General features: G+C 61.8%; 12 protein-coding genes. All 12 read left to right on the plus strand.

Annotation, left to right across the window (positions count from 1 at the left end):
- The first annotated feature begins 30 nt into the window (after positions 1 to 30).
- The 12 genes from fliD (at position 31) to fliJ (ending at position 12,535) form a co-directional block, all read left to right on the plus strand.
- On the plus strand, positions 31 to 1,395 hold the full coding sequence (gene fliD, locus HU773_RS08340) for a flagellar filament capping protein FliD (RefSeq protein WP_186626281.1): 1,365 nt from the start codon (positions 31 to 33) through the stop codon (positions 1,393 to 1,395).
- Between the two features lie 128 nt (positions 1,396 to 1,523).
- On the plus strand, positions 1,524 to 1,913 hold the full coding sequence (gene fliS / locus HU773_RS08345; RefSeq protein ID WP_029292498.1) for a flagellar export chaperone FliS: 390 nt from the start codon (positions 1,524 to 1,526) through the stop codon (positions 1,911 to 1,913).
- A gap of 25 nt (positions 1,914 to 1,938) precedes the next feature.
- The gene (gene fliT, locus HU773_RS08350; RefSeq protein ID WP_057438799.1) at positions 1,939 to 2,235 is read left to right on the plus strand and encodes a flagellar protein FliT; all 297 of its coding nucleotides are present in this window, start codon (positions 1,939 to 1,941) and stop codon (positions 2,233 to 2,235) included.
- A 173-nt stretch (positions 2,236 to 2,408) separates the two neighbouring features.
- A complete protein-coding gene (locus HU773_RS08355; RefSeq protein WP_057960246.1) occupies positions 2,409 to 3,884 on the plus strand; it encodes a sigma-54 dependent transcriptional regulator in 1,476 nt (491 codons plus the stop codon).
- A 110-nt stretch (positions 3,885 to 3,994) separates the two neighbouring features.
- Entirely contained in the window at positions 3,995 to 5,206 is a 1,212-nt protein-coding gene (locus tag HU773_RS08360) for a sensor histidine kinase (RefSeq protein WP_057438801.1), read from the plus strand.
- A 105-nt stretch (positions 5,207 to 5,311) separates the two neighbouring features.
- Positions 5,312 to 6,691: a sigma-54-dependent transcriptional regulator gene (locus HU773_RS08365; protein WP_057960245.1), complete on the plus strand. Its 1,380-nt coding sequence runs from the start codon at positions 5,312 to 5,314 to the stop codon at positions 6,689 to 6,691.
- Positions 6,692 to 6,822: 131 nt separating this feature from the next.
- Positions 6,823 to 7,152, plus strand: a complete 330-nt coding sequence (gene fliE / locus HU773_RS08370; RefSeq protein WP_057438803.1) for a flagellar hook-basal body complex protein FliE — start codon at positions 6,823 to 6,825, stop codon at positions 7,150 to 7,152.
- 16 nt (positions 7,153 to 7,168) lie between these two features.
- Positions 7,169 to 8,944, plus strand: coding sequence for a flagellar basal-body MS-ring/collar protein FliF (fliF, locus tag HU773_RS08375; RefSeq protein ID WP_115127660.1), 1,776 nt, complete (start codon positions 7,169 to 7,171; stop codon positions 8,942 to 8,944).
- Positions 8,937 to 9,956, plus strand: coding sequence for a flagellar motor switch protein FliG (gene fliG / locus HU773_RS08380; protein ID WP_029292514.1), 1,020 nt, complete (start codon positions 8,937 to 8,939; stop codon positions 9,954 to 9,956). Before fliF ends, fliG begins: the two co-directional genes overlap by 8 nt.
- Before the next feature lie 10 nt (positions 9,957 to 9,966).
- Positions 9,967 to 10,731, plus strand: coding sequence for a flagellar assembly protein FliH (gene fliH, locus HU773_RS08385; protein WP_120732238.1), 765 nt, complete (start codon positions 9,967 to 9,969; stop codon positions 10,729 to 10,731).
- The gene (fliI, locus tag HU773_RS08390; RefSeq protein WP_057438806.1) at positions 10,721 to 12,079 is read left to right on the plus strand and encodes a flagellar protein export ATPase FliI; all 1,359 of its coding nucleotides are present in this window, start codon (positions 10,721 to 10,723) and stop codon (positions 12,077 to 12,079) included. The genes fliH and fliI overlap by 11 nt, the downstream gene beginning before the upstream one ends.
- A gap of 6 nt (positions 12,080 to 12,085) precedes the next feature.
- Positions 12,086 to 12,535, plus strand: coding sequence for a flagellar export protein FliJ (fliJ, locus tag HU773_RS08395; RefSeq protein ID WP_057444567.1), 450 nt, complete (start codon positions 12,086 to 12,088; stop codon positions 12,533 to 12,535).
- Positions 12,536 to 12,674: the final 139 nt, after the last annotated feature.

The raw sequence follows: 12,674 nt of genomic DNA on the forward strand, positions 1-12,674 counted from the left end.
GCGGCAACCGCAGGACAAGGAGAGTAGCAAATGGCTAGTTCAACGATTTCCGGCCCAGGTTCGGGCTACGACACCCAAGCCATCGTCAAGGCGTTGGTGGGGGCCGAACGCGCGCCCAAAGAGGCGCAGATCACCGCCCAGCAGAAAGACGCCACCGTCAAACTGTCGGCCGTGGGCTCTGTGAAAACGGCGCTGGAAGCCTACCAGGCGGCAATCACCAAGTTGAACAACCAGTCCGCCTTCAATGGTCTGGCCGCCACGACCTCCGAAGAAAAAAACGCCAAGGTCACCCTGGGTGACGGCGCGGCCCCTGGCAAATACGTCCTTAAGGTGGAGAATCTGGCGACCTCGTCCAAGGTCTCCAGCAAAGTCATCGAAGGTGGCGCCTCGGGCAAGGCCAACGCTAGCGATGAGACTCAGACGCTGACGATTACCCAGTCGGGTAAAAACTACGATGTATTGGTGCCTGGAGGCGCGACCTTGCAAGAGGTTCGCGAATCCATCAATACCCAGCTTTCTGCCCAGGGCATCAGTGCCAACGTTCTGAGTGACTCCAACGGCGGGCGCCTGATCTTGACCTCCAGCACTAGCGGTGTAGGCACCGACATCACCCTCAGTGGTGACTCGGAGCTGGCGGTCGGTTATGACAAGGGTACGTCGCCGGTGAACGCCATATACTCCATCGATGATGTCGTGATGGAGTCCACCAGCAACAAGATCACTTCCGCGATCAGCGGCGTGACCCTGGAGCTGCTGGATGGTGACCTGGAAAAAAAGGTTACGCTGACCGTAGCCAGCAACACCGACACCCTGAAGACCTCGGTGCAGTCGTTCGTCACCGCCTACAACGCGCTGATGACTGCCATCAACACCCAGACCAAGGTCACCGCCACCGGCGATGCTTCCACCACTACAGCGGGGGCCTTGACCGGTGATGCGTCGATGCGTCAGTTGGTCTCCAGCCTGCGTTCCGAGCTGGTCAACGGCAAGGGTGTGGGCAGCATTAGCAGTCTGGCCCAGATGGGCATCACCACTGACCAGAAAACCGGCTTGTTGAGCCTGGAAGACAAGGCGTGGGACAAGGCTGTGGTCAAGGGCGCAGGCGATATCGCCAAGATGTTCACCGGCGACACCGGCCTGATCACGCGCATGAACAAGGCGACCAGCAGCTATGTCGGTACCACCGGCACCCTGGCGACCCGTGCGACAGATCTCAACAACAAGCTGACTGATCTGACCACTGAAAAGGTTGACCTGGACCGCCGCATGGAAGCCCTGCAGAAGTCCCTGTCGGCCAAGTACACCGCCATGGACACGATGATCGCGCAGATCAACTCCCGCAGTTCCAGCATCATGACCACCCTCAACGCGCTGAACAATCCTAAGTCGAACTGATGAATGGTGCGCCCGCAGGCCCTGAAAAAGGGCCCGGGCACTCGGTGAGGGATTAAAGTTTTTCTCGGTACAGTCGAAAAACTACTTAAGCAATCCTATTTGACTGTGGCCTGTAACGAGGTAGCAACATGAACCCTATGAGAGCCCTTCGCCAATACCAGAAGGTCAATTCCCACGCCCAGATCTCCGAAGCCAGCCCGCACCGTCTGGTGCAGATGCTGATGGAAGGCGGCCTCGATCGCATGGCTCAGGCCAAGGGCGCATTGAGCCGTGGTGATATCGCCCAGAAGGGCCTGATGCTGGGCAAGGCGATTGAAATCATCTCCGGCCTGCGTGATGGCCTGGAGCCGGAAAAAGCCGAAGATCCAGCGGCGGTGCAGCAACTGGATGCGTTGTACGAGTACATGAGTAACCGTCTGGTTGAGGCCAATGGCGTCAACGATGCCGACATGATCGACGAAGTCGCACGGTTGTTGATTACTGTCAAAAGTGGCTGGGATGCCATCGCGCCACAATAGGGCCGTCGGCCTTGAGGAACACAGCATGAGCCACGCACTGCAACGGATCGACGAAACCCGCGACGCCTTGGTTGGCGCGCTGGCAGAGCGCAATTGGGATGCGATCAGCGAATTGGACATGGGCTGCCGTGTCTGGATCGACGAGGTGCTCAGCGAAGCGCCGGTGGACGAGGACGCGCTGCGGGAGAAGCTGGAGAGCCTGTTAGCGGTCTACCAGCAGTTGCTGGAAGTGACGACCGGCGAGCGCCAGGCGATATTTGAAGAGATGTCGCAGATCAACCAAGCGAAAAATGCGTCAAAGGTTTACCATCTGTTCGGCTGATCTGGCTCAGTTAATCCGAACATGGTGCGTCATAAATTTGACTGTTCGCATAATTTTGACTTAACTAGTGCTATTTTCAGACGTCAGGTATCCGTAGCGCAGAAAACGCCTACAGCTATCTAGATTGCCCCGATTCGAGGGCATTTGAGTTTTACTAGGGAAGTTGCTATTGCATGTGGCGTGAAACCAAAATTCTGCTGATCGATGACGATAGCGTTCGCCGCCGCGACCTGGCGGTGATTTTGAATTTTCTTGGCGAAGAAAATTTGCCCTGCGGCAGCCATGATTGGCAGCAGGCTGTCAGCTCTTTGTCGTCGAGCCGTGAAGTCATCTGTGTGCTGATCGGGACGGTAAACGCTCCTGGCGCAGTTCTGGGCCTGTTAAAGACACTCTCAACCTGGGATGAGTTCCTTCCGGTGTTGCTGATGGGTGATATTTCTTCCGTGGATTTGCCGGAAGACCAGCGCCGCCGTGTACTTTCCACCCTGGAAATGCCCCCCAGCTACAGCAAATTGCTCGACTCCCTGCACCGTGCCCAGGTCTATCGCGAGATGTACGACCAGGCCCGCGAGCGCGGACGTCACCGCGAACCCAACCTGTTCCGCAGCCTGGTCGGCACCAGCCGTGCGATTCAGCACGTGCGCCAGATGATGCAGCAAGTGGCCGATACCGACGCCAGCGTGCTGATCCTCGGCGAGTCAGGCACCGGCAAGGAAGTGGTCGCACGTAACCTGCATTACCACTCCAAGCGCCGCGACGGACCTTTTGTGCCGGTCAACTGCGGGGCGATCCCGGCAGAACTGCTCGAAAGCGAACTGTTCGGCCACGAGAAGGGCGCCTTTACCGGGGCGATCACCAGCCGTGCCGGGCGTTTTGAGCTGGCCAACGGTGGCACCCTGTTCCTCGACGAAATCGGCGATATGCCATTGCCGATGCAGGTCAAGCTGCTGCGCGTGTTGCAGGAGCGCACCTTCGAGCGCGTGGGCAGCAACAAGACCCAGAGCGTCGATGTGCGGATCATTGCCGCGACGCACAAGAACCTCGAAAGCATGATCGAGGTCGGCAGCTTCCGCGAAGACCTGTACTACCGCCTCAACGTATTCCCCATCGAGATGGCCCCGCTGCGCGAGCGTGTGGAAGACATCCCGTTGCTGATGAACGAACTGATCTCGCGCATGGAACACGAAAAGCGCGGCTCGATCCGTTTCAACTCCGCCGCGATCATGTCCCTGTGCCGCCACGGCTGGCCGGGCAACGTGCGCGAGCTGGCCAACCTGGTGGAGCGCATGGCAATCATGCATCCATACGGGGTGATCGGCGTGGTCGAGCTGCCCAAGAAGTTCCGCTATGTCGATGACGAAGACGAACAGCTGGTGGACAGCCTGCGCAGTGATCTCGAGGAGCGGGTGGCGATCAATGGCCATACCCCGAACTTCGGCGCCACCGCCATGCTGCCGCCCGAAGGCCTGGACCTGAAGGACTACCTCGGCAGCCTCGAACAAGGGCTGATCCAGCAAGCCTTGGACGACGCCAATGGCATCGTTGCCCGCGCCGCCGAGCGCCTGCGCATCCGCCGCACCACGCTGGTAGAGAAGATGCGCAAGTACGGCATGAGCCGTCGTGAAGGTGATGAACAGGCGGATGATTGACGCCTGTTTTTTAACCTACTGAAAAATAAGGATATTTTTTCCGGCACGGGTATTGCTATAGCACTCGCAACGTTCCGTTTAACTGACGGTCAGCCAAGCGAGAGAGCACGATGCCCCACGCCGCCCACCTTTCTTCAGTCCCTGACACCCAGGGACTTGTCCCGTCCGTAGAGCAGATCAGCCGGCAAGGGCTTGAGCAGGCGTTTTCGCTGTTCAGCCAGATGTCCAGCCAGTTGACGGACTCCTACAGCTTGCTGGAAGCCCGGGTTTCGGAGCTCAAGGGCGAGTTGGCGGTGGTCAGTGCCCAGCGCATGCAAGAGCTGGCCGAGAAAGAGCGCCTGGCCAACCGTCTGCAAAACCTTCTCGACCTGTTACCCGGTGGCGTGATCGTGATCGACGACCAGGGCCGCGTACGCGAAGCCAACCCCGCGGCCTGCGACCTGCTGGGCCTGCCGCTGGAAGGCGAGCTGTGGCGCCATGTCATCACGCGCTGCTTTGCCCCCCGTGAAGACGACGGCCACGAAATTTCCCTCAAGGATGGGCGCCGCCTGTCCATCGCCACCCGTTCCCTGGACGCTGAGCCCGGCCAACTGGTGCTGCTCAACGACCTGACGGAAACCCGGCACCTCCAAGACCAATTGGCGCGCCATGAGCGCCTGTCGTCCCTGGGGCGGATGGTTGCTTCTTTGGCGCATCAGATTCGCACACCGCTGTCCGCCGCGTTGATCTACGCCAGTCATTTGACTGATGAACAATTGCCGGCCGCCACCCATCAGCGGTTTGCCGGACGGCTCAAGGAGCGCCTGCATGAGTTGGAGCACCAGGTACGCGACATGCTGGTCTTCGCCCGGGGCGAGTTGCCGCTGACCGACCGGGTCACGCCTGCCGCCTTGCTGCAGGCGCTGCAGGCCGCCGCTGCCACCCATGTCCAGGAAGCCTCGGTGCGCTGGCAGTGCGACAGTCATTGGGGTGAGTTGCTGTGTAACCGCGACACCCTGGTGGGTGCGCTGCTCAACCTGATCGAAAACGCCAGCCAGGCCAGCGGCCCGGGTGCGCGCCTCAAAGTGCACCTGTACAGCCGTGAGCAAACCCTGCGCCTGTGCATCAGTGACAGCGGCAGTGGGATTGATCCGGCGGTGTTGCAGCGCCTGGGTGAACCCTTTTTTACCACCAAGACCAATGGCACCGGTCTCGGGCTGACCGTGGTCAAGGCAGTGGCCCGTGCCCATCAGGGAGAATTGCACTTGCGTTCCCGTGTGGGGCGCGGCACCTGTGCATTGATAACGCTGCCGCTGTTTTCCGGCGCGGCCAGCGCGGAGTAAAGAACACGCATACGACCTGTGGCGAGGGGGCTTGCCCCCCTCACCACGGGGCACCAAATGCAGCTGCCTTTTCAAAAACCTTGAAAAGGATGGGAGTAAGGATAAATGGCTATCAAGGTTTTACTGGTTGAAGACGATCGCGCCCTGCGTGAAGCACTGGCTGACACGCTGCTGTTGGCGGGCCATGACTATCGGGCGGTCGGTTCGGCCGAGGAAGCCTTGCAGGCCGTGGAGCAAGAGTCCTTCAGCCTGGTGGTCAGCGACGTCAACATGCCCGGCATGGACGGCCACCAGTTGCTAGGCCTGCTGCGCGCACGCCAGCCGCAACTGCCGGTGCTGTTGATGACCGCCCACGGCGCGGTGGAGCGCGCCGTCGATGCCATGCGCCAGGGCGCGGCAGACTACCTGGTCAAGCCCTTCGAACCCAAGGCCCTGATTGAGCTGGTGGCGCGCCATGCGCTTGGCGTCGTGGGTGTTGCAGACGGCGAGGGCCCGATTGCTGTCGAGCCGGCCAGTGCGCAATTGCTGGAGCTGGCGGCCAAGGTCGCCCGCAGTGATTCCACGGTGCTGATCTCCGGCGAGTCCGGCACCGGCAAGGAGGTGTTGGCGCGCTACATCCACCAGCAATCTCACCGCGCCAGCCAGCCGTTTATCGCGATCAACTGCGCGGCGATCCCCGACAACATGCTCGAAGCCACCTTGTTCGGCCATGAAAAGGGCTCGTTCACCGGCGCCATCGCCGCCCAGGCCGGCAAGTTCGAGCAGGCCGATGGCGGCACCATCCTGCTCGACGAAATCTCCGAAATGCCCCTGGGCCTGCAAGCCAAGCTGCTGCGCGTGCTGCAAGAGCGCGAAGTGGAGCGGGTGGGCGCGCGCAAGCCGATCCAGCTGGATATCCGCGTGGTCGCCACCACCAACCGCGACCTTGCTGGCGAAGTGGCAGCAGGGCGCTTCCGCGAAGATCTGTTCTATCGGCTCTCGGTGTTCCCGTTGGCCTGGCGCCCGTTGCGTGAACGCCCGGCCGATATCGTGCCGCTGGCCGAGCGCCTGTTGAGCAAGCACGTCAATAAAATGAAGCACGCTCAGGCGCGCCTGTCGGCCGAAGCCCAGGCTTGCCTGATCAGTTACCCATGGCCCGGCAACGTGCGCGAGCTGGACAACGCGATCCAGCGCGCGCTGATTTTGCAGCAGGGCGGCCTGATCCAGCCCCAGGACTTCTGCCTGGCCGTCGGCGCCGGTAGCGCGCCAATGCCGAGCCTGGCCCCGGCCCCACAGGAAAGCGCCCCGGCCGAGGCCGCTGGCGGTCTTGGTGACGACCTGCGTCGCCGTGAATTCCAGATGATCATCGACACCCTGCGCGCCGAGCGTGGCCGCCGCAAAGAAGCGGCCGAGCGCCTGGGCATCAGCCCGCGCACCCTGCGCTACAAGCTGGCGCAAATGCGCGATGCCGGGATGGATGTGGAAGCATTCCTTTTCGCGAGCTGAGATACACATCAGCTGACAAGGTTTGTCGGCTTTTCTTACGAGTTGCCAAGGAGCTGGCACCCTTGTTGCTACTACCCGTACTAACCGCTGCGTAGTGTCAAAAAATTGCGGGTCGTCGGAGAGAGAAGTTCATGAGCCAAGGTGTTGAGTTCAATCGGTTGATGTTGGATATGCGATCCATGCAAATGGACGCCATGTCCCAGCCGAAATCCGTCGCACAAGCGCCGGAATTGGGCCAAAGCAGCTTTGCCGATATGCTCGGTCAAGCCATCAACAAAGTCAGCGATACCCAGCAGGCCTCCAGCCAACTGTCGACGGCCTTTGAAATCGGCAAGAGCGGCGTGGACCTCACCGACGTGATGATCGCTTCGCAGAAAGCCAGCGTTTCCTTCCAGGCCTTGACCCAGGTGCGTAACAAGCTGGTTCAGGCTTATCAAGACATCATGCAGATGCCGGTTTAAGGACGAGATTTAAGTCATGGCAGAAGCAGTCGTGGATAACGTACCCGCCAAGACAGACGGCAAACCGCCGCTGTTTGGCCTGTCGTTCCTGGAAAACCTCTCCGAAATGACCATGTTGCGTCAGGTGGGCCTGATGGTCGGTCTGGCTGCCAGCGTGGCAATTGGTTTTGCCGTGGTGTTGTGGTCCCAGCAGCCTGATTACCGGCCGCTCTATGGCAGTCTGGCGGGGATGGACGCCAAGCAGGTCATGGAAACCCTGGCCGCCTCCGATATTGCCTACACCGTCGAGCCCAACTCCGGCGCCTTGCTGGTCAAGGCCGACGACGTCGCCCGTGCCCGCTTGAAGCTGGCCGGCGCGGGCGTGGCGCCGACCGATGGCAACATCGGCTTTGAGATCCTCGACAAAGACCAGGGCCTGGGTACCAGCCAGTTCATGGAAGCCACCCGCTACCGTCGTGGCCTGGAAGGCGAACTGGCGCGCACCATCGCCAGCCTGAATAACGTCAAGGGTGCCCGTGTGCACCTGGCCATCCCGAAAAGCTCGGTATTCGTACGCGATGAGCGCAAGCCCAGCGCCTCGGTACTGGTCGAGCTGTTTGCCGGGCGCTCCCTGGAGCCGGGCCAGGTCCTGGCCATCGTCAATCTGGTGGCGACCAGCGTTCCCGAGTTGAGCAAATCACAGATCACCGTGGTCGACCAGAAAGGCAACCTGCTTTCCGACCAGGCGGAAAACTCCGCGCTGACCATGGCCGGCAAGCAGTTCGACTACAGCCGCCGCATGGAAAGCATGCTCACCCAGCGCGTGCACAACATCCTGCAGCCGGTACTGGGCAACGACCGCTACAAGGCCGAAGTGTCTGCCGACGTGGACTTCAGCGCTGTCGAGTCGACCTCCGAGCAGTTCAACCCCGACCAGCCGGCCCTGCGCAGCGAGCAATCGACCAGCGAACAGCGCACTGCCGCCAATGGTCCTCCGCAAGGCGTACCCGGCGCCCTGAGCAATCAGCCGCCAGCCCCGGCCAGTGCCCCGCAAACCACCGGTGGCGCCGCCGCGACCGCCAGCGCGATCCAGCCCGGCCAGCCGCTGTTGGACGCCAACGGCCAGCAAATCATGGACCCGGCCACCGGCCAGCCAATGCTCGCGCCATACCCGGCTGACAAGCGTCAGCAGTCCACCAAGAACTTCGAGCTGGACCGCTCCATCAGCCACACCAAGCAACAGCAAGGGCGCTTGAACCGCCTGTCGGTGTCGGTGGTGGTGGATGACCAGGTCAAGATCAACGCCGCCAACGGCGAAACCACCCGCGCGCCGTGGACCGCCGATGAATTGGCGCGCTTCACGCGCCTGGTGCAGGACGCCGTGGGCTTCGATGCCAGCCGTGGCGACAGTGTCAGCGTGATCAACATGCCGTTCTCCCTGGAGCGCGCTGAGGTGATCGCCGATATTCCGTTCTACTCTCAACCCTGGTTCTGGGACATCGTCAAACAAGTGCTGGGGGTGTTGTTCATCCTGGTGCTGGTGTTCGGCGTGCTGCGCCCTGTGCTCAACAACATCACCGGCCACGGCAAGAAGCAGCTGGCGCCGTTCGGCGATGTCGAGTTGGGTGGCATGGGCGGCCTGGATGGCGAACTGGCCAACGACCGCGTCAGCCTCGGCGGGCCGCAGAGCATTCTGCTGCCAAGCCCGAGTGAAGGGTATGACGCGCAGTTGAATGCAATCAAAAGTCTGGTGGCAGAAGACCCGGGTCGTGTGGCCCAGGTCGTGAAAGAGTGGATCAACGCAGATGAGTGATAATCGAGCCTCTGTTGCCAAGCTGACCCGGGTCGACAAAGCCGCCGTGCTGCTGCTGTCCCTGGGTGAGACCGACGCTGCCCAAGTGCTGCGCCATATGGGCCCCAAGGAAGTGCAACGGGTCGGTGTGGCCATGGCGCAGATGCGCAATGTGCACCGCGAGCAAGTCGAGCAGGTGATGAGCGAGTTCGTCGAGATCGTCGGCGACCAGACCAGCCTGGGTGTCGGCTCCGACAGCTACATCCGCAAGATGCTCACCTCGGCCCTGGGCGAAGACAAAGCCAACGGCCTGATCGACCGCATCCTGCTGGGCGGCAACACCAGCGGCCTCGACAGCCTCAAGTGGATGGAACCACGGGCGGTGGCGGACGTGATCCGTTACGAGCACCCGCAGATCCAGGCGATTGTCGTGGCCTACCTGGACCCGGACCAGGCCGGCGAAGTGCTCGGCCATTTCGACCACAAGGTGCGCCTGGACATCATCCTGCGCGTCTCGTCGTTGAACACCGTGCAACCGGCGGCCTTGAAAGAACTGAACACCATTCTGGAGAAGCAGTTCTCCGGCAACTCCAACGCGGCCCGTACCACCCTGGGTGGTATCAAGCGCGCGGCCGACATCATGAACTTCCTCGACAGCTCGGTGGAAGGCCAGTTGATGGACTCGATCCGCGAGATCGACGACACCCTGTCGGTGCAGATCGAAGACCTCATGTTCGTGTTCAACAACCTGTCCGATGTCGACGACCGTGGCATCCAGGCGTTGCTGCGTGAAGTGTCCTCCGATGTGCTGGTGCTGGCCCTCAAGGGCTCGGACGAGGGCGTCAAGGAAAAGATCTTCAAGAACATGTCCAAGCGTGCCTCGGAACTGTTGCGCGACGACCTCGAAGCCAAGGGTCCGGTGCGCGTCAGCGACGTGGAAACCGCACAGAAAGAAATCCTCACCATTGCCCGCCGTATGGCCGAAGCCGGAGAAATCGTTCTCGGCGGGAAGGGCGGCGAAGAAATGATTTAAGGCGCAGCGCATGTCGAACAATGATGAGACGCCCAGCGATCTGATTCGCGCCCGGGACGTCGGCGGGTTCGACGTCTGGTCGCTGCCCAGCTTCGACCCGCATAGGCCTGAGCCCGAGCCTGAGCCGGTCGAAGAAGTGCCGGTGGAGATGGAAGAAGTGCCCCTGGACGAAGTCCAGCCACTGACCCTCGAAGAACTCGAAAGCATCCGCCAGGAGGCTTACAACGAAGGCTTTGCCACCGGCGAGAAAGAAGGGTTTCACAGCACCACGCTCAAGGTTCGCCAGGAAGCTGACGCGGCCCTGAGTGCCAAGCTGGCCAGCCTGGAACGCCTGATGGGCAGCCTGTTCGCGCCGATTGCCGAGCAGGATTCGCAGTTGGAAAAGTCCATGGTGGGCCTGGTGGAACACATCTCCCGCCAGGTTATCCAGCGTGAGTTGGTGCTGGACTCCAGCCAGATTGAAAGCGTGATGCGCGAAGCCCTCAAGTTGCTGCCCCTGGGCGTTGGCAATGTGCGGCTGTACATCAACCCTCAGGATTTCGAGCAGGTCAAAGCCCTGCGCGAGCGCCATGAGGAGACTTGGCGGATTGTCGAGGATGCCGCGTTGCAGCCTGGCGGTTGCCGGGTCGAGACCGAGCACAGTCGTATCGACGCTACGGTCGAGACGCGCATTGCGCAGATCATGGCCAAGCTGTTCGACCAGTTGCACGAGCAGGTGCTGCATCCGGCGGCGCCCGACCTGAGCATCGACCTGGACGCCCCGGATGCGCCTTGACCGCACCAGCTTCGCCAAACGCCTGGGCGCTTATGCCGAAGCCACCGAGTTGCCCGGCCAGCCGATCCTAGAGGGCCGCCTGCTGCGCATGGTCGGCCTGACCCTTGAAGCCGAGGGCCTGCGCGCCGCCATGGGCAGCCGCTGCCTGGTGATCAACGATGACAGCTACCACCCGGTGCAGGTGGAAGCGGAAGTCATGGGCTTTTCCGGCAGCAAGATATTCCTGATGCCGGTGGGCAGTCTTGCCGGTATCGCACCGGGGGCGCGGGTCGTGCCACTGGCCGATACCGGGCGCCTACCGATGGGCATGAGCATGCTCGGCCGGGTACTCGACGGCGCCGGCCGCGCCCTCGACGGCAAGGGCGGGATGAAGGCCGAAGACTGGGTGCCAATGGACGGCCCGACCATCAACCCGCTCAAGCGCAACCCCATCAGCCAGCCGCTGGACGTGGGTATTCGCTGTATCAACGGTTTATTGACGGTAGGTCGCGGCCAGCGCCTGGGCCTGTTCGCCGGTACCGGTGTGGGCAAGAGTGTGCTGCTGGGCATGATGACGCGCTTTACCGAGGCCGACATTATCGTGGTCGGCCTGATTGGCGAGCGGGGCCGTGAGGTCAAGGAGTTCATCGAGCATATCCTCGGTGAAGAGGGCCTCAAGCGCTCGGTCGTGGTGGCCTCGCCGGCGGACGATGCGCCGCTGATGCGTCTGCGCGCGGCTATGTACTGCACGCGGATTGCCGAATATTTTCGCGACAAGGGCAAGAATGTCCTGTTGCTGATGGACTCCCTCACCCGTTTCGCCCAGGCCCAGCGGGAAATCGCCCTGGCCATTGGCGAGCCGCCGGCAACCAAGGGCTATCCGCCATCGGTATTTGCCAAGCTGCCCAAGCTGGTGGAGCGGGCGGGTAATGCCGAGGCCGGTGGTGGCTCGATCACGGCGTTCTACACCGTACTCTCTGAAGGCGATGACCAGCAGGACCCGATTGCCGACTCGGCGCGGGGTGTGCTCGACGGGCATATCGTGCTGTCCCGGCGCCTGGCCGAGGAAGGGCACTACCCGGCCATTGATATCGAAGCGTCCATCAGCCGGGTGATGCCGTCGGTGGTCAGCGCCGAGCATATGACCCGCGCCCAGCAGTTCAAGCAGTTGTGGTCGCGCTACCAACAGAGCCGCGACCTGATCAGCGTGGGGGCCTATGTGGCCGGTGGCGACCGCGAGACCGACCTGGCGATTGCCCTGCAACCGCAACTGGTGACCTACCTGCGCCAGGGCCTGAACGACAATATCAGCATGGCCGAAAGCGAAGCGCACCTGGCGTCGGTGTTCGCCCCTGCGCCTGGCGGTTAACCGGCCATGGCAACCAGTCGCGCCGCGCGCCTTGCTCCCGTGGTGGAGATGGCCGAAAGCGCCGAACGCACCGCCGCCCAGCGCCTGGGGCATTTCCAGGGCCAGGTGCGCCTGGCCGAGAGTAAGCTCGGTGACCTGGAGCGCTTTCGCGGCGAGTACCAACAGCAGTGGATTGATCGCGGCAGCAAGGGTGTTTCCGGGCAGTGGCTGATGAACTATCAGCACTTTCTCAACCAGTTGGAAAGCGCCGTCGGCCAGCAGCGCCAGAGCCTGGCCTGGCACCAGAACAACCTCGACAAAGCCCGCGAAGGCTGGCAACAGGCCTACGCCCGGGTCGAGGGCCTGCGCAAGCTGGTGCAGCGTTACATCGATGAGGCGCGGGCCCTGGAGGACAAGCGCGAGCAGAAGTTGCTCGATGAACTGTCCCAGCGCCTGCCGCGCCAGGATCAATACTAGCCGCGTCGGTAGGCAAAAATTGCGATAGCCATGAGTATCTACGCGACTTGCTCTTTTTGGGTTGTTGGGGGTGTGTGCATATCCGTTGCTGCGGTTATGGCGGCTATTGGTTCCGCCCTTACGGCGGGTCACTTTCGAA

Origin of the sequence: Pseudomonas shahriarae, assembly GCF_014268455.2 — a bacterium.
GTDB lineage: Bacteria > Pseudomonadota > Gammaproteobacteria > Pseudomonadales > Pseudomonadaceae > Aquipseudomonas > Aquipseudomonas shahriarae.